The sequence below is a fragment of the Streptomyces sp. NPDC103540 genome (genome assembly GCF_055584445.1).
This window is the reverse complement of record NZ_JBVJMA010000011.1, coordinates 130,623-150,191: the sequence shown is the minus strand read 5'-3', so window position 1 is coordinate 150,191 and position 19,569 is coordinate 130,623. Positions and strand designations below refer to the sequence as shown.

At 72.1% G+C, this 19,569-nt stretch carries 13 protein-coding genes; 3 read left to right on the top strand and 10 right to left on the bottom strand.

The window, feature by feature from the left end:
- The 10 genes from ACZ6ZI_RS26190 to nirB all read right to left on the bottom strand — a co-directional run bounded on the left by ACZ6ZI_RS26190 (position 1) and on the right by nirB (position 14,959).
- Positions 1-369: a hypothetical protein gene (locus ACZ6ZI_RS26190; protein WP_469524649.1), complete on the bottom strand. Its 369-nt coding sequence runs from the start codon at positions 367-369 to the stop codon at positions 1-3.
- Positions 366-1,028 (bottom strand): QcrA and Rieske domain-containing protein, encoded by a 663-nt coding sequence (locus ACZ6ZI_RS26185; RefSeq protein WP_363055109.1) that lies wholly within the window; start codon positions 1,026-1,028, stop codon positions 366-368. The genes ACZ6ZI_RS26190 and ACZ6ZI_RS26185 overlap by 4 nt, the downstream gene beginning before the upstream one ends.
- Positions 1,025-1,624, bottom strand: a complete 600-nt coding sequence (locus tag ACZ6ZI_RS26180) for a 4Fe-4S dicluster domain-containing protein (RefSeq protein ID WP_363055110.1) — start codon at positions 1,622-1,624, stop codon at positions 1,025-1,027. The genes ACZ6ZI_RS26185 and ACZ6ZI_RS26180 overlap by 4 nt, the downstream gene beginning before the upstream one ends.
- 7 nt (positions 1,625-1,631) lie before the next feature.
- Positions 1,632-3,953, bottom strand: coding sequence for a molybdopterin oxidoreductase family protein (locus ACZ6ZI_RS26175; protein WP_469524645.1), 2,322 nt, complete (start codon positions 3,951-3,953; stop codon positions 1,632-1,634).
- Positions 3,950-5,053: an MFS transporter gene (locus ACZ6ZI_RS26170; RefSeq protein ID WP_363055112.1), complete on the bottom strand. Its 1,104-nt coding sequence runs from the start codon at positions 5,051-5,053 to the stop codon at positions 3,950-3,952. The genes ACZ6ZI_RS26175 and ACZ6ZI_RS26170 overlap by 4 nt, the downstream gene beginning before the upstream one ends.
- A gap of 107 nt (positions 5,054-5,160) precedes the next feature.
- Positions 5,161-5,988 carry a pyruvate formate-lyase-activating protein gene (pflA, locus tag ACZ6ZI_RS26165; RefSeq protein WP_469524643.1) on the bottom strand — a complete coding sequence of 276 codons (828 nt, stop codon included), beginning with the start codon at positions 5,986-5,988 and terminating at the stop codon, positions 5,161-5,163.
- Between the two features lie 195 nt (positions 5,989-6,183).
- Positions 6,184-8,454, bottom strand: a complete 2,271-nt coding sequence (gene pflB / locus ACZ6ZI_RS26160; protein ID WP_469524642.1) for a formate C-acetyltransferase — start codon at positions 8,452-8,454, stop codon at positions 6,184-6,186.
- A 216-nt stretch (positions 8,455-8,670) separates the two neighbouring features.
- Positions 8,671-9,981 (bottom strand): anaerobic C4-dicarboxylate transporter family protein, encoded by a 1,311-nt coding sequence (locus ACZ6ZI_RS26155; protein ID WP_469524892.1) that lies wholly within the window; start codon positions 9,979-9,981, stop codon positions 8,671-8,673.
- Positions 9,982-10,576: 595 nt separating this feature from the next.
- Positions 10,577-11,989, bottom strand: coding sequence for a NarK family nitrate/nitrite MFS transporter (locus ACZ6ZI_RS26150; RefSeq protein WP_469524640.1), 1,413 nt, complete (start codon positions 11,987-11,989; stop codon positions 10,577-10,579).
- A 144-nt stretch (positions 11,990-12,133) separates the two neighbouring features.
- The gene (gene nirB / locus ACZ6ZI_RS26145) at positions 12,134-14,959 is read right to left on the bottom strand and encodes a nitrite reductase large subunit NirB (protein ID WP_469524639.1); all 2,826 of its coding nucleotides are present in this window, start codon (positions 14,957-14,959) and stop codon (positions 12,134-12,136) included.
- Positions 14,960-15,284: 325 nt separating this feature from the next.
- Between nirB and ACZ6ZI_RS26140 the strand changes: the two genes are divergently transcribed.
- From ACZ6ZI_RS26140 to ACZ6ZI_RS26130, 3 genes are all read left to right on the top strand, one after another.
- Positions 15,285-16,721, top strand: a complete 1,437-nt coding sequence (locus ACZ6ZI_RS26140; protein ID WP_469524637.1) for a CbiX/SirB N-terminal domain-containing protein — start codon at positions 15,285-15,287, stop codon at positions 16,719-16,721.
- A 97-nt stretch (positions 16,722-16,818) separates the two neighbouring features.
- The gene (locus ACZ6ZI_RS26135) at positions 16,819-17,991 is read left to right on the top strand and encodes a low temperature requirement protein A (protein ID WP_469524635.1); all 1,173 of its coding nucleotides are present in this window, start codon (positions 16,819-16,821) and stop codon (positions 17,989-17,991) included.
- A gap of 245 nt (positions 17,992-18,236) precedes the next feature.
- The gene (locus ACZ6ZI_RS26130) at positions 18,237-19,526 is read left to right on the top strand and encodes a cytochrome P450 (RefSeq protein WP_469524633.1); all 1,290 of its coding nucleotides are present in this window, start codon (positions 18,237-18,239) and stop codon (positions 19,524-19,526) included.
- Positions 19,527-19,569: the final 43 nt, after the last annotated feature.

Here is a 19,569-nt window from a genome sequence, read left to right as displayed (position 1 = left end):
TCATCGGTCCTTCGGGTCGAGGAGCCACAGGCCGAGCACGACGAGGAACGACAGGACCAGGAATCCAGCCCCCCACCAGGCCGTTCCGGTGTTGCCCTTCATCCACTCGTTGACGGTGACGGTCAGCGCCCAGAGCTGTCCGATCACGACGGTGAGGGCCAGGGCGAGACGGGCGTTCAGCTTCGAGGAACGCTCCGGTTCCTGTTCGGTGCCGGCGCCCGGCCCCGGGCCGGTGTGTCGGATCCGGGGGTCGCCGTAGCCGCTGGTGGGGCGGATCTGCGGGTACCGCTCGCGTACGGGGCGGTTCAGCCGCGGGTCGGCGCTGCCGGGCCGGTACTCGGGGCGGGGAGGTGGCTGCGCTTGGCTCACGTCTGTCCCCTCTCGGTCGTGGTGGCGAGGTCGGCCCCGGGGCAGCCCAGTCGGCGGGCCGTCTCGGGCCGGGTCTCGGCGAACTGCCGGCAGAGGGCTTCTCTGACCGGTTCTCCCGACCGGGCGGTGGCGATGGCCCAGACGCTGCCGTCGGGCTGCTCGGTCAGGAAGATCCTGGGGAGGGGGCGGGGCGGGGGGCCCGCGGTGACCTCACCGGTGCGGGCGTCGAAGACGCCTTCGTGGCAAGGGCAGTAGAGCTCGCCGTCGGCGCCGCGGTCCTCGCGCCAGAGCACGGCGCAGGCCAGGTGGGTGCAGACGGCCGAGTAGCCGACCAGGGTGCCGTCGGCGAGGCGTACGGCCAGGGCCCGGTCCTCGTCCTCGGGGAAGCGGAAGGCGATCGACTGGCCGGGCGCCAGCTGGTCGGCGACCTTCTTGGCCTCGGGCGCGCCCTCGCTGTCGCCGTGTCGGTGCAGGATGCCGGCGGCGACTCCGATGCCTCCGATGGCGAGGCCGCCGGAGACGGTGGCGACGATCCGGAGGTAGTCGCGGCGCGTGGTGAGGGAATCGGCGCTGATGCGGTCGCGCAACCGCTCGGCCGCCTCGTCGCCGTCGGGGCCGTCGGGGCCGGGGGTGGGCGCCGGCTGGTCGGTGAGGGTCATCGCACATCCACCCCATTGATCTCGACGACGGGCAGCCCGCCGGGCACGGGCCACTGGACCTTGTCGGCGGGGACGACCATCGCCACACCGGTGCTGACGACGACGTCGCCGAAGGCGAAGGAGTCGGCGACCTGCACGCCGGGCCGCTCGGCCTGGAGCTCTTCCAGCGTTCCGTAGAAGAGGGCCCCGGTCGGGCAGACGGTGGCGCACATGGGGGCCAGGCCGTAGGCGGTGCGGTCGTAGCAGAGGTTGCACTTCATCTGGAGCTTCGCCTGGAGGTCGATCTTCGGGACGCCGAAGGGGCAGGCGTTGACGCAGTTGGCGCAGCCGATGCAGCGGGTGGTGTCGGCCTGTTGGACGACTCCGTCGGCGGTGACGAGGATCGCGTCCGCGGGGCAGACCTCGGCGCAGGGGGCGACGGGGTCCTCGCAGTGCATGCAGACCGTCGGGAGGGAGGCGACGGACTGGCCGGGGTCGGTGTAGTCGAGGTGGATCATCGACTTGCCGCGGTGGGAGTCGCATTCGCGGCAGGCCGAGACGCAGGCCTGGCAGCCGATGCAGCGGCCGGGGTCGATGAAGATGGTGCGTCCCATCATGGCGGCGTCAGCTCCTCTCCGCCGTGCCGCGGCCCTGTGGGGAGGTGGGCGGCAGGGGGTCGTCGCGCGAGACCTGCGTTTCCGGGTAGGCCTGCCGGCCGGGTGCCGTCGGCGGGGCGGGGACGTCGTCGACGCGCTCGGCCGACTCGATGCGGGCGGCGCACACCTTGTACTCGGGGATCTTCGAGCGGGGGTCGAGGGCGTCGATGGTCAGGGCGTTCGCGGAGGTCGGGAAGGGCCAGTGGTAGGGGATGAACACCGTGTCGGGGCGGATGGCCTCGGTGACCAGGGCCGGGAAGACCTCGCTGCCGCGGCGGGTGACGACCCGCACGGGGTCTCCGTTGCTGAAGCCGTGCGAGGGGTGGACCTCGACCCAGGGGCGCGGGGTCTGTTCGACGAGGGCGCCGAGGCGGCGGGTCTGGTTGCCGGACAGGAAGTGCGCGACGGTACGGCCGGTGGTCAGGGAGAGCGGGAACTCCTCCGTGTAGGCGTCCATCGGCGGGTGCCATTCCACGACCTGCATGTGGATCTTGCGGTCGGGGTGGTAGGTGCGTCCGTCCTCGAAGAGGCGCGGAGTGCCGGGGTGTTCGGTGGAGGGGCAGGGCCAGGCGATGCCGCCGGTGGCTTCGAGGCGGTCGTAGGTGATGCCGTAGTAGTCGTTGACGGTGCCGGCGGAGGCGATCCGCAGTTCTTCGAACACCTCGCGGGAGCCGGGGAAGGCGAAGTGGTCGCCCGCGCCGAGCCGGCGGGCGAGTTCGCAGATGACCCAGGTGTCGGTGCGGACACCGGCGGGGGGCTCCTGGGCCTTGTTGTGCTTGACGACGCGGGCCTCGGCGTTGGCCATCACGCCCTCGTCCTCGGCCCAGGTGGTGACGGGGAAGACGACGTGGGCGTTGGCGGCCGTCTCGGAGAGGAAGAAGTCGAACTGGGCGTGGAACTCGGCGGTGTCGTAGCCGTCCTTGACGACGGCGTAGTTGGGCAGGGAGACGAAGGGGTTGTTGCAGATGCCGATGAGGCCGCGGATCTCGCGGCGTTGCATCTGCCAGACCATCTCCATCATGGAGGTTCCGGCTCCGGGAAGTTCGGATTCCTCAATGCCCCAGATGCGGCAGATCTGCGCGCGGTGCTCGGGGTTGGTGATGGAGCGACCGCCGGGCAGCAGGTCGGACTTCTGGCCGTGTTCGCGGCCGCCCTGTCCGTTGCCCTGGCCGGTGATGGTGCCGTAGCCGGCGCCGGGCTTGCCGATGTTGCCGGTGGCGACGCACAGGTTGATGACGGAGAGGCAGTTCTCCACACCCTGTGAGTGGTGCTCGATGCCGCGCGCGTGCCAGGCCATGGCCTTGCCGGCGCCGGCGAAGGTGCGGGCCACCAGGACGATCTGGTCGGCGGGGGTGCCGCAGATCTCGGCGGCGCGGGCGGGCGGGTAGTCGGCGACGGTGGCCTTGACCTCGTCCCAGCCGGTGGTGTGCGCGGCGAGGTAGGTCTCGTCGGTGAGTCCCTCGGCGACGATCACGTGCAGGACCGAGTTGAAGAACGCGGAGTCGGTGCCGGGCTTGAGGGCGACGTGGATGTCGGCGGTGCGGGCGATGGCCGTTTCGCGGGGGTCGACGACGATCAGGGTCGCGCCGCGGTCCCGTGCGCCCCAGAGGTACTGGGTCATCACGGGGAAGCACTCGCCGACGTTGGATCCGGCGATGAGCAGGCAGTCGGTGAGGAGGATGTCCGAGAAGGGGTTGCCGGCCCGGTCGATGCCGAAGGCGAGTTTGTTGGCGCCGGCGGCGCTGACCATGCACAGGCGGCCGTTGTAGTCGACGTGCTTGGTCTTGAGGGCGACCCGGGCGAACTTGCCGACGAGGTAGGTCTTCTCGGAGAACAGGCTGGCTCCGCCGAGGAGCCCGAACGCGTCGTTGCCGTGGGCGCTCTGGATGCGGCGGATCTCGGAGACGGTGAAGTCGAGGGCCTCGTCCCAGGAGCACTCGCGGAACTCCTCGTCGCGGGAGCGTCGCATGAGGGGCGCGGTGAGCCGGTCGGGGTGGTTGACCTGTTGGTAGGCGTTGATGCCCTTGGGGCACAGCCGCATGCGGTTGATGTCGTGGTTGCGGGGTTCGACGCCGAAGACCTTGCCGGCTCGGTCGACCCGTAGGTACATGCCGCACTGCACGCCGCAGAAGCAGCAGTGGGTGGGGACGAGGGTCTCGCCGTTCTGGTCGGCGTGCCACTGGTCGGCGGGGATGCCGCCGGCGTCGCGGAAGTTGCGGGTGCCGGGCGGGGCGATGGCCGGGTCGAGCGGCAGGTGGGCGGCCGGCTTGGCGGGGTCCGTCGCGGTCACTTGAAGCCCTTCTTGACGTGGCTCAGGTAGGCGTTGCCGCGCAGTACCCGCTTGCAGCGCGGGCAGTATTCGACGAAGGCGTTGAAGTCGAGTTTCAGGTCGCTCATGGTGCCGCGGAGGTTCTCGACGTAGGGCGTGGTGTCGATGGGTTCGCCGCAGCGCTTGCAGGCGAAGACCTGTTCGTCCTGGCGGGCCGTGTACTTGAACAGCTGCATGCCGACGGCGGCGGGGCGCTGGACGATGTGGAAGAACTTCCCGAAGGGGATGTAGATGAGCGTGAAGACCACCGAGACCATGTGCAGGATCGCCAGGAACTCGTAGCCGCCGCCGTGCAGGAAGATCGAGGAGAAGGTGAGGAGCAGGCCGGTCACCGAGATCACGATGAGGCAGATCAGCGGGAGCAGGTCGTAGGCGAAGCGTTGTCCGGTGATGGCTCCGCGGTCCTTCATGCGGCGCCACAGGAAGTAGGAGGCGCCGGGGATGACGAGGACGGCGGCGACGTCCAGGCCGTGGAACATGAGCCAGCCGACGATGTTCAGGGAGTCGAAGCCGAGGACTTTGAAGCCCCAGATCCTCATCTCGTAGCCGGGGCCGGAGCCGGTGGCGGAGGTGAAGGTGAACCAGCCCCAGGTGAGGGGGAAGGTGATCGCGGCGGCGAGCAGGCAGCCCCAGAAGATGAGCTGGTGGGCGGCCCAGCGGGAGCGGGAGCGGGCGCCGAGGAACTTCTGGAAGCCGAGGTAGGTGGCGATCATCCTCGGCAGGGCGGTGGGTGCCTTCTTGAAGTTGGCGACCGAGAAGAAGCTGCCGAAGCCCTTCTTGAAGAGTCGGCGTGCGCCGGGGGCGGAGACCCAGACGGTGTACCGGTAGGCGACGCCGAAGGCGAGGAAGACGGTGGCGACGGCGTAGGGCAGCAGGGCCGAGTCGAAGTCGCGCAGCAGGCGGCTGCCGAGGACGATCGCGGCGATGAGCAGCAGGGAGACGACGACGCCGGCGAGGGTGGCCCGTGCGGTGACGTTCCGGGTGGGGGCCGGCGGTGGCGTCTCGGACGGCCCCGGCGTGGGGGGCGGGGCTTCGGCGAGGACTTCTGCGGGCTCGGACACAGCACCACGCTAGGCGGAAAGGTGCGGTTCGGCCCGTTATGTGGACCTTACGGTTACTCCGAACGGGGCAGGCGGTCGAGGTGGGCGTACGGGGCGGGACGTGCGGGTCATACGGCCGTCAGTCCGTGCGCCGCGAAGATCGCCTTGGCTTCGGTCAGCTGTGCGGCGCTGGGCGAGGGCGTGTCGCGGAGGGTGAAAGGCATGTCCAGCGCCTCCCACTTGCTCTCGCCGAGCTTGTGGAAGGGCAGTACGTCGACCCGCGAGACGTTGCCGAGGGTGCCGGCGAAGGCCGCGACGCCTTCGACGTTGTCGGGCGCGTCGGTCAGGCCCGGTACCAGGACGAAGCGCAGGTGCACCTCCTTGCCGAGGTCGGCGAGGCGGCGGGCGAAGTCCAGGGTGGGTTCCAGCGGGCGCCCCGTGACGTGGCGGTAGGTCTCGCGGTCCCAGGACTTGATGTCGAGGAGGACCAGGTCGACGTCGCGCAGGAGGGCGTCGGTGGCGCGGGCGCCGAGGAAGCCGGAGGTGTCGAGGGCGGTGTGCAGTCCGAGTTCGTTCTTCATGCGGTGCAGCAGTTCGCCGGCGAACACGGGCTGGAGCAGCGGTTCGCCGCCGGAGACGGTGGCGCCACCGCCGGATGCGGAGATGAACCGGGTGTACTTGCGGGCCTCCGCGATGACGGCGTCGGCCGAGGTGCGCTTGCCGTTGCGCATCCGCATGGTGTCGGGGTTGTGGCAGTACAGGCAGGTGAGGGGGCAGCCGGCGAGGAAGGTGACGAAGCGCGTGCCGGGGCCGTCGACTCCGGTGGAGAGGTCCCAGGAGTGCACCGAGCCTTCGCTGGGGCGCTGTGTCGCGGCGGCGGCCGGGGTCTGTCCGGCGCTGACGGGGACCGCCGCGGCGGGGCCGATGGGCAGGCTCGTACCGAAGAGGACGGTCATGGCGGATGCTCCGGTCGTCGTGGGCGGTCTGTCGGTCTGTCGGTCTGTCGGCCGTCGTACTGCCCGGGGGCGCGGGCCGGGGGCGGTCGGGTTGCGCGGCCCCGGGGCCCGGGGTGAGGCCCGGTCCCGGGCCGCGCGGTCCGGTGGTCCGCCGCCCCGCTCGCGGTGGCGGGCGGGTGGCGGGGGCGGCCGGCTCTAGAGCGAGCCGTGGAAGGTGCGGTTCAGCACGTCGAGCTGCTGGTCGCGGGTGAGGCGGACGAAGTTCACCGCGTAGCCGCTGACGCGGATGGTCAGCTGCGGGTAGTTCTCGGGGTGCTCCATGGCGTCCCTGAGGGTGTCGCGGTTCAGGACGTTGACGTTCATGTGGAAGCCGTCGACCGCCATGTAGCCGTCGAGGACGCCCGCCAGGTTCTTGATCCGCTCCTCGGGGGTGCGGCCGAGGGCGTCGGGGGTGACGGTGTTGGTCAGCGAGATGCCATCCTCGGCGTCCTCGTAGGGGAGCTTGGCGACGGACAGGGCCGAGGTGACGTAGCCGTGGGTGTCGCGGCCGTTCATCGGGTTGGCGCCCGGGGAGAAGGGCTCGCCGGCACGGCGGCCGTCGGGGGTGTTGCCGGTCTTCTTTCCGTAGACGACGTTCGAGGTGATGGTCAGCACGGACTGGGTGTGTTCGGCGCCCCGGTACGTCTCGTGCTTGCGGACCTTCTTCATGAACTCCTCGACGAGCCAGACGGCGATGTCGTCGACGCGGTCGTCGTTGTTGCCGAAGGCCGGGTAGTCGCCCTCGATGGTGTAGTCGGTGGCGAGGCCGGTCTCGTCGCGGACGGCGGTAACCTTCGCGTACTTGATCGCCGAGAGGGAGTCCGCGGCGACGGAGAGGCCGGCGATGCCGCAGGCCATGGTGCGGCGGACGTCGCGGTCGTGGAGGGCCATCTCGATGCGCTCGTAGGCGTACTTGTCGTGCATGTAGTGGATGACGTTGAGCGCGTGGACGTAGGTCGCGGCCAGCCATTCCATCTGGCGGTCGAACTTGGCCATGACCTCGTCGTAGTCGAGGACCTCGGCGGTGAGCGCGCCGGTCTCGGGGCCGACCTGCGCGCCGGACTTCTCGTCCCGGCCGCCGTTGATCGCGTACAGCAGGGTCTTGGCGACGTTGACGCGGGCGCCGAAGTACTGCATCTGCTTGCCGACGGGCATGGCGGAGACGCAGCAGGCGATGGCGGTGTCGTCGCCGAAGCGGGGGCGCATCAGCTCGTCGGACTCGTACTGCACCGAGGAGGTGTCGATGGAGACGCGGGCGCAGAACTCCTTGAAGCCCTGGGGCAGTCGCGGCGACCAGAAGACCGTCATGTTCGGCTCGGGGGCGGGGCCGAGGTTGTAGAGGGTCTGGAGGTAGCGGAAGGAGGTGCGGGTGACCAGCGGTCGGCCGTCCTCGCCCATGCCGGCGATCGACTCGGTGACCCAGGTGGGGTCGCCGGAGAACAGTTCGTCGTACTCGGGGGTGCGCAGGAAGCGGACGATGCGCAGCTTGATGATGAAGTCGTCGACGAGTTCCTGGGCCTGCTCCTCGGTGAGGACGCCGGCCTCGATGTCACGCTGAAGATATATGTCGACAAAGGTGGAGGTGCGGCCGAGGGACATGGCCGCGCCGTTCTGCTCCTTCACGGCGGCGAGGTAGGCGAAGTACAGCCACTGGATGGCCTCGCGGCCGGTGCGGGCGGGGGCGGAGATGTCGTGGCCGTACGAGGCGGCCATGGCCTTGAGTTCGGCGAGTGCCCGGATCTGTTCGGCGAGTTCCTCGCGCAGCCGGATCGTCTCCTCCAGGGGGCGGTTGCCCGCGGGAAGGGCGTTGAGCTCCTCCTTCTCCTCCTTCTTGAAGGCGATGAGGCGGTCGACGCCGTAGAGGGCGACGCGGCGGTAGTCGCCGATGATGCGTCCGCGGCCGTACGCGTCGGGGAGGCCGGTGACGATGCCGGCCTTGCGGGCGGCGCGGATCTCGGGGGTGTAGGCGTCGAAGACGCCGGCGTTGTGGGTCTTGCGGTATTCGGTGAAGACCTTCTCCAGTTCCCCGGAGACGGGGTAGCCGTAGGTCTCCAGGGCGCCGGCGACCATGCGCCAGCCGCCGTAGGGCATGATCGCGCGCTTGAGCGGGGCGTCGGTCTGGAGGCCGACGATCAGGTCCTTGTCGCGGTCGATGTAGCCGGGGGCGTGGGCGGTGATCGACGAGGGGACGTCGTGGGCGATGTCGTAGACGCCCTTCTCGCGCTCCTGCGGGAACTTGTCCGTGATCGCCTTCCACACGGCGGTGGTGCGCTCGGTGGGGCCGGCGAGGAAGGAGTCGTCCCCCTCGTAGGGCGCGTAGTTCTGCTGGATGAAGTCGCGGACGTCGATGGCGTCGCGCCACAGGCCGCCCTTGAAGCCCTCCCAGGCCTGGCCGTTCTTCGTGGATTCCGCAGGAGTGGCAGTCATCGCCGGCACCTTCCGAGTCGCCTCATTGCTTGTATCCATTGCACGCCCTTTGATCGATCATTTGGGGCCGCATTGGTCCTGAGGTGGAACCCGAAAGTCCTGCGGGTTCCGGCCACGGTGCGGCATTGACCCGTTTGACCTGCTGGTTCACGGAGGACCAAGGTCCATCGTGCGCTTGTGAATGTATTCACAAGAAATGGGGAGCGGGGCCGAAAATCAGACGATCCGAACCATGAAGAAGCCTGTGGATATCGCGACGACGGTCGTCACGAGCCCCGGCAACATGAAGGAGTGGTTCACGACGAACCGGCCCACCCGGGTGGTGCCGGACCGGTCGAAGTTGATGGCGGCGATGAAGGTCCCGTAGGTCGGCAGCAGGAAGTAGCCGTTGACGGCGGGCCACATGGCGATCAGGAGGGGTGCGGGTATGCCGAGCGCGAGCCCGAGGGGCATCAGGGCCTTGGTGGTGGTGGCCTGGCTGAACAACAGTGCGGAGAGGAGCAGCAGCATGACGGCGAAGAACCAGGGGTGTTCCCGGGCGATCCCTCCGAGGGCGCCGGTGATCCGGTGTTCGTTGGCGCCGATGAAGGAGAGCCCGAGCCAGGACAGGCCGAAGACTCCGATGACGGCGACGAGGCCGGAGCGGGCGACCTCGGTACCGGGTATCCGCTTGGCGTCGACGCGGCAGCACAGCAGGATCAGCGCGGCCACGGACATCATGAGGATCTCGATGGTCGCGGGCATGGACAGCGGGGCGTTGCCGACCGTGGGGCGGAGCCCGGGGAAGAGACCGCTGACGACGACGGCGACGGTCCCGCCGAGGAAGAGGTACGCCGACCGGCGCGCCCGTGGCCGCGGGCGCGGCCGCGAGCCGGCTTCGGCGGGGGCCGGGAGGTCGATGTCGCCGGTGGCGGCCCTGCGCAGGTACGCGGGGTCCTGGTCGATCTCCCTGCCGATCCGGGACTGGACGGTGGCGGCGACGAGGATGCCCAGGAGGGTCGCGGGGACGGCGACGGCCATGATGCGCGGCAGGTTCCAGCCGTCGCCGTCGAACAGCACGATCATGGCGGCCATGGCTGCGGACACGGGTGAGGCGGTGATACCGAAGGTGGCGGCGATCGAGGATGCGGCGATGGGGCGCTCGGGTCGGACGCCTCCCTCGCGGGCCACGTCGTGGATGACGGGCAGGAGGGGGTAGAAGACGTGGGCCGTGCCGGCCCCGAGGGTGAAGGCCCAGGAGACGAGGGGGGCAACGTAGACGACCCTGCGGGGGTTGCGTCGGATCGCGCGTTCGGCGACGCCCACGAGGTGGTCGATGCCGCCGGCCGCCTCCATCGCTGCGGCGGCCGTGATCACCGCGAGGATGATCAGCATCACGTCGACGATGCCGGAGGTGTCGGCCGGGGCGACCTTGAACACGGTCGCCAGGACGAGGACGCCCACGGCCCCCCACAGCCCCATGGCCACTCCCCCCTTGCGCGAGCCCATCGCGATGGCCGCGACCATCACGGCGAGTTGCAGGAACATGCCGAGCACGGCGTCGCCTTTCGCGGGAGGGGAGGCCCCGGGGCCGGCCGGAGCGGGGCGTCGGGGAGGTGTCGAGGCCTGGCCGGAAGCCGGGTGGGCCGGGCGTCGGGGCCGGGGCGGCACCTGGCCGGGGCCGGGTTGCGACCGGTCCGGGCCAGGGCGCAGCCGGGCCGAGGTGGGGGCGGAGCCAGGCCGAGCCCGGGCGGATCCGAGCCGGGGCCCGGCCGGGGCCGGACACGGCCTCGGCGGGGGTCCGCCGGGTGGAGCCGGCCAGTCGGGGCAGGCCGAGCCAGGGGCCAGGACGGGGCCCTGGGCCGGCAGGACGGGGCCCTGGGCCGGCAGGACGGGGCCCTGGGCCGGGAGGAGGCCCGAGCCGGAGGAGGCCGAGCCGGAGCAGGCCGAGCGGGAGGAGGTCCGAGCCGGAGGAGGCCGAGCGGGAGGAGGCCGAGCGGGGACGTCCGAGCCGGAGCAGGCCGAGCGGGGGCCTGAGTGGGAGGCGGTCCGGGCGGGGGCGCCCCTCCAGGGGCACCCCCGCGGTGGGGGCGGGCCCGCGGCCGGCCCCACCGCGGGCGGTGGGCGGTCGCGGCCCGGGGGGTCAGCTGGGGGCTTCGGCGTTCCTGCGGGCGTAGAACCACCAGGCCACGACCACGCAGCTGGCGTAGAAGGCCACGAAGCCCCACATGGCGCTGGTGACGGCGAAGTTGGCGAACATCGCCGGGATGAAGAAGAAGCCGTAGGCGGCGATGGCGGCGGTGAAGCCGGTGACGGCGCCGGACTCGATCTCCGCCTGCTTGAGGGCGGCGGCGTACTCGGGGGTGCCTTCGTCGAGGCCCTTGAGGTGCAGGCCCCGGAAGATGACCGGGATCTGGCGGAAGGTCGAACCGTTGCCGATGCCGGAGAAGAAGAAGGCCGCGAGGAAGCAGAGGAAGAAGCCGGGGAAGGAGCCGGCGTCGGAGCCGCCGGGAAGGAAGTTGATCACGCCGATGATGGAGGCGCCCATGCCCACGAAGGACAGGATCGTCACCCGCGCGCCGCCCAGCTTGTCGGCGATCCAGCCGCCGGCCCAGCGGGCCAGTGCGCCGAGGGCCGGGCCCATCCAGGCGTAGGTGGCGACGGAGTAGGCCGGGAAGGTGGTCTTGATCAGGAGCGGGAGGGCCGCGGCGAAGCCAATGAAGGAACCGAAGGTGCCGACGTAGAGCCAGGTCATCACCCAGTTGTGCTTGCGCTTGAAGATGACCTTCTGCTGGCTGAAGGGGGTGGAGGCGACCTTGAGGTCGTTCTGGCCGAACCAGGCGATCGCGGCGAGCACGATCAGGACGGGGACCCAGACGAAGGCGGCGTTCTGAAGGTAGATCTCCGAGCCGTCGGCCTTCTTCTGGCCGGCACCGATGGCCAGGACGGAAGCGGTGATCAGGATGGGGGTGAGGAGTTGTACGACGGATACGCCGAGGTTGCCGAGGCCGCCGTTGATGCCGGTGGCGTTGCCCTTCTCGGCCTTCGGGTAGAAGAAGCCGATGTTGGCCAGCGAGGAGGAGAAGTTGGCGCCGCCGATGCCGCAGAGCGCGGCGATGGCGACCATGGTGCCGTAGGAGGTGTCGGGGTTCTGCACGGCGAAGCCGAGCCACAGCAGCGGCACGATCAGCACCACGGTCGACAGCGCGGTGAAGCGGCGCTGGCCGATCCTCGGTCCGAGGAAGGTGTAGAAGATGCGGGCGGTGCCTCCGGTGATCCCGGGGACGGCCGTCAGCCAGAACAGCTGCGACTGCGAGAAGCCGAAGCCGACGTCCTTCAGGTTGGTCGCCGTGATGCTCCAGACCTGCCAGACCACGAAGGCCACCAGCAGGGCCGGTACCGCGATCCACAGGTTGCGGGTCGCGACCTTCTTCCCGGTGGTGCGCCAGAAGGCGGGATCCTCGGGCGTCCACTGCGTGATGGTGCGTCCCGGGCGGTACTGCGCCGGGTCGGCGAGTGTCCCCTTCGCCGGCGCCTGTTGCGTGGTGGAACTCATGGCGTGGTCCTGAACGTTGAGACGGGTCCTGACCTATCCAGAGTCCGCCGCCGCGGGTGGTCGGCGTCAGGGGCGAACGTCGCGTGGGCGACAGGACAAGGTCCCGCCGCCCACGGTGCCTTCGGCGCCCTGCGGGCGGGCCGATCAGCGGTCCGCCGGCTCCTGGGTCGGGCGCAGGTCGGTCGCGTCGACCACGGGGAGGGCCACCTCGGGGTCGTCGAGGCAGACTCCGGTGCGCAGGTCGAAGACCTGCTTGTGCATCGGGGAGGCGACGACGGGCACGCCGTCGCGCGATCCCATGATGCCGCCGGCCATGACGTCCGCGCCGGAGAAGGGGTCGCGGTCGCCGACGGCGTACACGGCGCCCTCGCGGGTCCTGAAGAGGGCGGCGCGGGTTCCGTCGGGCAGGACGGTGCTGCGGCCCCGGCCCGGTTCGAGGACCCCGGCGGCGGCGTCGAGGCCCGCCCCGGTCGCGCCGAAGTCGACGTCCGCGAGGTCGACGGGGCCGAAGCGTTCCAGGGCCGTCGGGTCCTCCAGGACGGCTTGCCATTCGTCCCGATAGGCGGCGACGTGCCGGTCCATCTGGGCTTCGAGTTCGGCGGCGATCCCGAGGGAGTCCTCGACCAGCACGGCCTTGAGGTGGTCCAGGCCGCCGTCAAGGCGTTCGATCCAGGCGGCGGTGCGCTCGAGGCGCTCGCCGGTGCGGATGTAGTACATGAGGAACCGGTCGACGAGCGCGAACAGTTCGGCGGTGTCGAGGTCTGCGGCCAGCAGGTCGGCGTGGCGGGGGCTGGCGCCGCCGTTGCCGGCGACGTAGAGGTTCCAGCCCTTCGCGGTGGCGATGACGCCGACGTCCTTGCCTCGGGCCTCGGCGCACTCGCGCAGGCAGCCGGAGACGCCGCCCTTGAACTTGTGGGGGGTGCGCAGGCCCCGGTAGCGCAGTTCGAGGTCGACGGCGAGCCTGATGGAGTCGCCCTGGCCGAAGCGGCAGAAGCGGGCGCCGACGCAGGACTTCACGGCGCGCAGGGACTTGCCGTAGGCCTGTCCGGACTCGAATCCGGCCGCGCCCAGGCGCCGCCAGATGTCGGGGAGCTGTTCCCTGCGCACCCCGAAGAGTCCGATCCGCTGCGCGCCTGTGATCTTGGTGTAGAGGTCGTGGTCGCGGGCGATCTCGCCGAGGGCGATGACCTGCTCGGCGGTGATCTCGCCGCCGGCGACGCGCGGGATGACGGAGTAGCTGCCGTCCTTTTGCAGGTTGGCGAGGAAGAGGTCGTTGGAGTCCTGGAGGGTGGCCTGTTCGCCGTCGAGGACGTGGCCGAGTCCGAGGTCGGGGGCGAGGGTGGCCAGGATGTTGGCGACGACGGGCTTGCAGACGGCGCAGCCGTCGCCGCCCCGCCCGTGGGCCTCCAGCAGCTCGCCGAAGCCGCGGATGCGTTCGGTGCGGATCTTCTCGTAGATCTCGGAGCGGGTCAGGGCGAAGTGTTCGCACAGGCCGCGCGGCCTGTGGACGCCGGCGGCGGCGAGTTCGGTGTCGAGGACGTCCTGGAGGGTGCCGAGGCAGCCTCCGCAGCCGGTGCCGGCCTTGGTGCACTTCTTGATCCCGGCGATGTCGGTGAGGGACCGGGCGGTGACGGCCTCGCGCACCTGTCCCTTGGTGACGTTGTGGCAGGAGCACACGACGGCGTCGTCGGGGAGGGCGTCCGCGCCGGGCGGGGGCGTGCCTTCGCCGGTGGGCAGGATGAACGCCTCGGGGGGTGCGGGCAGGGGCCTGCCGGCGTGCGGTTGGAGGGAGCCGTAGGCCTGGGCGTCGCCTACGAGGATCCCGCCGAGCAGGGCGCCGTCGGGGCCCAGCAGGAGCTTCTTGTAGACGCCCTCGCGGGTGTCGGAGAAGACGACGGAGACGGCCCCGTCGCGGCCCTCGGGGGCGAAGGGGTCGCCGAAGGAGGCGACGTCGGCGCCCATGAGCTTCAGCTTCGTGGAGGTGTCGGCGCCGGTGAAGGTCAGCTCGCCGGCGCCGGCGAGGGCGTCGGCGACGGTCTCCGCCATCCGGTAGCCGGGCGAGACGAGCCCGTACACCTTGCCGTCGACGCTCTGGGCACACTCGCCGACGGCGTAGACGTACGGGTCGCTGGTGCGGCAGTGCGCGTCGACGACGACGCCGCCGCGGTCGCCGACGGCCAGCCCGCACTCGCGGGCGAGGCGGTCGCGGGGGCGGACGCCGGCGGAGAAGACCACGACGTCGGAGCTGATCTCCTCGCCGTTGGTCAGGCGCAGCGTCCGGGCCCGGCCGTCGGTGTGCGTGCCGACGGCGGCGGCGCCGACGCCGGTGTGGACGGCGACGCCCATGGATTCGATGGTGGCGCGCAGTGCGGCGGCGCCCCCGTCGTCGACCTGGAGCGGCATCAGTCGGGGTGCGAACTCGACGACGTGGGTGGTCAGTCCGAGGGTGCGCAGGGCTCCGGCGGCTTCGAGGCCGAGGAGTCCGCCGCCGATGACGACGCCGCTGTGGACGTGGTCGGCCGCGGCGTAGGTGGTGAGGGCCTCCACGTCGTCGAGGGTGCGGTAGGTGAAGCAGCCGTCGGCGTCGGCGCCGTCGATGGGCGGTACGAAGGGGTAGGAGCCGGTGGCGAGGACGAGGGCGTCGTAGCGCAGGACGGCCCCGGTGCGGCTGGTGACGGTGCGGGTGGCGGTGTCGATGGCGGTCGCCGGGTCCGCGAGGCGCAGGTCGATGCCGTGGCGTGCGAGGAATCCGGGTTCCACGAGGCCGAGTTCGCTGTCGCCGGCGCCGGTGAAGGCGGCGGAGAGGTGCACCCGGTCGTAGGCGGGGCGGTCCTCCTCGGCGAGGACGACGACGTGCCAGCCGGGGCCGTCGGGGTGGTCGGGGGTGGTGAGCGCGTCGCGTTCGGCGAGTGCCTCCAGCAGGCGGTGTCCCACCATGCCGTGGCCGATGACAACCAGCGTCTGCGCCATGGGTCTCACTCCGTCGTACGTGCGTGCGGGCGTTGTGGCCCTATCGACGGTAGGCGCGCGGGGTGGGCGCGGGGGTCCGTGAAAGGCCCTGTGGCGGGGGCCCGCGGACCTGTTCGGGAAGGGGTCGGGCGGCCCGCCCGGAGGGGGACCTGCGGCCTGCGGCGCGGGTCCTTGGCCGGGGGCCGCGGGGGCTCGCCGCGCCCTAGCGTGGAGGGGTCGGCCCCGGGTTCCCTCGGGCCGCCGCCGGCCCGGCCCCTCCGGGTCGGTGTGTCGCGGGCGGCGTCGCGGGGGCGTCCGCCGAGGGCCCGGTCGCCGGAGGCACCCCATGCTCGTACTCGCCGTGCACGGCAGCGCGGTCCCGGCCGCCGCCGCGGCCATCGCCCGACTCTGCGCCCTCATCGAGGCGCGCGGCGGGGTCCGCCCGCTGGTGGGGCACCTGGACGTGCAGCGGCCGTCGCTCGCCGAGGTCGTCCGGGAGCACCCGGACGCGGTGGTGGTGCCGCTGCTGCTCGGCGACGGCTACCACCGTCGGGTGGACGTCCCGCGGGTGCTGGAGGGGACGGGCTGCGTGCTGACGGAGGGCCTCGGCGGTGAGCGGGAGGTGGCGCTCGCCCTCTACGAACGCCTGCGGGAGGCCGAGCGTCGGCGGGGCGGCCTGGAGCGGGCCGACGCGGTGGTCGTGGCCGGCGCGGGTTCGTCCCGCCCCGGCGGCGACGCCGGTACGCGGGACTGTACGGAGCGGCTGTCCGCGCTGCTCGCGTACGACCGCGCCCCGGGGCGCCCGCCGTCCGCGCCGACCCGCCCGACCGCCCCGCGCCGCCCGAGCGGCCCTCCCTCCCCGACCACCCCGCCCGACCCCGCGATCCCGCCGGGGTTCGCGATCCCGTCCGAGCCGGGATTCCTGCCGGGCCCGCCTGACACACCGGAGCTGCCGGGGCTGCCGGGGCTGCCGGGGCTGCCGGGTATGGCAGACCTGGGCGGCCCGGGAGCCCCGGCGGGCCCGCCGGGCCCGCCGGGCCCGGCGGGCCCGACCGGTCCGGATCCGGCCTGCCCGCAGGGCTCGGGTCCGGCCGTCCCGCCCGGCCCCGCTCCGGCCGGCACAGCAGGCTCCGGCCCGGCCGGCACAGCGGGCTCGGGTCCGGCGGGGGTGTCCGGCCGGTGCTTCCCGCGCGGGGCGGACGCGGGCGCGGGCGCGGGCGCGCCGAACGGTCCCATCGCGCCCATCGCCCCCGCCGCTCCCATCGCGCACGTCCCCCACGGGGCTCCCATGACTCCCGTCATGTCCGGCGCTCCCGGCACTCCCGTCATGCCCGGCGCTCCCGCCACACCCATCGCTGCGGTCACCCCCGGCGCGCCCACCGCCCGCGTCGTTCCCGTGGTGGCCGCGTACCTGACCTCGGCCGGGCCGACCGTGCCCGAGGCGGTGGCCGCGTTGCGCGCGGCGGGCCACGAGCGGATCGCGGTGGCGGCGCACCTGCTGGCCCCGGGCCGGTTCACGCGCGCCCTGGCCGGGGCCGGTGCGTGGGTGGTCTCCGATCCGCTGGCCGACCATCCGCGGATCGCGCGCCTGGTGCTGGAGCGGTACGCGTCCGCCATGGCCCGTCGTCGAACTCCCGTCGTCGCCCGGAGGGCGGCCCCGCGGCGTCCGGTGCGTGCTCTCGGCGTGCCGGAGGGAAGCCCGCGTGCTGGTGGGACGTATGCGGGCCTGCGCCCGGTGCGGCGAGAGCGCGTGCCGGGCGCCGCGGGGCCGACGGGAGATTGACGACAGGCTCCGGGGGGAGCCTCCGCCCGGGGTACGCGGGCGCTTCGAGCCGCGCGCCTCGCCTCGTAGCCTCGTGGGCACTGCTGTGCTGGGCGGTATGACGTACGTACCGATGACCGCCCGCAGTCGCGACGAGGACCACCGGGCGGCGACCCCGCTGGAGCTGTTCTTCGACCTCTGTTTCGTCGTCGCGATCGCGCAGGCCGGTCAGCGCCTCGTGCACGCGCTGGCGGAGGGGCATCCCGGGACCGGGGTGATCGGCTACGCGTTCGTGTTCTTCGGGGTGTGGTGGGCGTGGATGAACTTCACGTGGTTCGCGTCCGCCTACGACTGTGACGACGTGCCGTACCGGATCGCGACGCTCGTCCAGATCGCCGGTGTGCTGGTCTACGCGGCGGGCGTGAGTCGCGCGTTCGACGAGAACGACTGGACGGTGGCCGTCATCGGCTACCTGATCATGCGCGTGGCGTTGACCGCGCAGTGGTTGCGGGCCGCGGCCGGCGAGAGCGGCGGGGCCCGCACGGCGGCGCTGTACTACGCGGCGGGTCTGGTGATCTGCCAGGCGGGCTGGGTGGCGCTGCTGTTCGCGCCGAACGACCTCAAGCGGTGGTTGTTCCTGGTGCTGGTCTGTGCGGAACTGATGGTTCCGGTGTTGGCGGAGCGGCACCACCAGACGCCGTGGCACGCCCACCACATCGTGGAGCGGTACGGCCTGTTCACGATCATCGTGCTCGGCGAGACGATCGCGGCGAGCACGGTGGCGGTGAAGTCGGCGCTGGACGAGCACGAGGCCCTCGGCGAGCTGCTGCCGATCGCCGCCGGCGGGCTCCTGATCGTCTTCGCCGCGTGGTGGATCTACTTCGCGGTGCCGATGCACGAGCGGCTGACCAGCAACCGGGAAGCGATCCCGTGGGGCTACGGCCACCTGTTGATCTTCGCGTCCGGTGCGGCGATCGGAGCAGGCATCGAGGTCGCGGTCGAGCACGCGGTGGGCAAGGCGCACATCTCGCAGGTCGCCGCGAACGCCGCCGTCACCGTCCCCTCGGCGGTGTTCCTGCTGATGGTGTGGCTGCTGCACTCGCGGCACTTCAAGCGCGGGGCGGCCCAGCAACTGGTGCTGCCGGTCACCGCGCTCGCGCTGCTGGCCTGCACGTGGGCGGGCCCGTACGCGGTCCTGTACGCGGGTCTGGTCGCGACGGCCTCCGTCATCGTGGGCATGACCCTCGCGGTACGCGGCCGGCCGGCGGGCGGCCCCCTCACCGGCCACTGAGGCCACCGGAACCACCGCAACCACCGGGACCACCGAAGCCGCGCGGACCGTCACCGCGCCGGCCGTCACCCCGGCGCCGCCCCCACCGTTCTCCAGCACGGGACGCCACGCACCACGCATCACGCACCACGAACCCACGGCCTCCCGGTCGACCCCCGCCGGCGCGCGCGGCCGGCGCGAGGGCGGCGGCGTTCCGGCGGCGGGCGAAGGCCGGCGGCGAGCGACAGAAGGAAGAAGCGACGCCCATGACACTCCCGGCCCAGCGACACCTGCCCGACCCCGGCGCCGACCCCGGTCCCGACGCCGCGTCCGGCCCCGGCCGGGAACTGGCCGAGCCGGGCTTCTGGCAGCGGCCCCCCGCCGACCGGCTGGCGGCCTTCGCCCGCCTGCGCGCCCTGGACTCCCCGGTGTTCGTCCCCGAGGGCGCCGGCCACTGGGCCCTCGTACGGCACGCGGACGTGCAGGAGGCGAGCCGGCTGCCGAAGGTGTTCGCGAGCGCCCCCGGCGTCACCACGCCCGAGCCCGCCCGCTGGGTGCGGGCCCTGTTCGGGGACTCGATGGTGAACCTGGACGGCCCCGACCACGCCCGGCTGCGGAAGATCGTGCAGCGGGCGTTCACGCCCCGGCTGCTGGCGGCGGCCGAGGCGGACGTCCACGCGGTCGCGGCCCGGATCGTGGACGACGTACTGGCGGACCGCCCCGACGAGTTCGTCTCGGCGGTGGCCTCCCGGCTGCCGCTGGAGGTCATCTGCAACATGATGGGGATCCCGCAGCGCCACCGGGCGGAGATCGCCGCCCGGGTCGACCACGCCTCGGAGAACATCGGCGTCGAGCGGGGCCTGGCGTCCCGGTTGCGGATGCCGGGGCGCGGGCTGCGGGCGCTGGCCCGCATGCAGCGGATGGTCGCGGGGATCGGGCGGGAACGGCGCCGGAACCCCACCGACGACCTGATCTCGGCGCTGGTCCGCGCGGACGTCGACGGGCAGGCGCTCGGCGCCCGGCAACTCGGGGCCTTCTTCAGCCTGTTGATGGTGGCCGGCGTCGAGACCACCCGGAACGCGATCACCCACGGGCTGACCCTGCTGACGGACTTCCCCGACCAACGGGACCTGCTGCTGTCGGACTTCGAGAAGTACGCCGACGGCGCCGTCGACGAGATGATCCGGCACTCGACGCCGATCATCCAGTTCCGCCGGACGGTGATCGCCGAACACACCCTGGGCGGCAGGCTGTTCCTGCCCGGCGAGAAGGTGGTGCTGTACTACGCCTCCGCCAACCGCGACGAGGCGGTCTTCCCCGACCCGGACGCCTTCGACATCACCCGCTCCCCCAACCCCCACCTGGGGTTCGGCGGGGGCGGGCCGCACTTCTGCCTGGGGGCGCACCTGGCCCGGGTGGAGATGAAGGCGCTGTTCCGGGAACTGCTGACGCGGCCCGTGGGGCTGCGCGCGGTGGGGCTGCCGGATCTGGCGGGGTCCAACTTCGACAACCGCGTCCGTTCGCTGCGGTTCGCCTTCGAACAGCCCACCGCCTGACTCCGCCGCCCGGCCCCCGCGTCCGCCCCGGCCGCCGGAACCG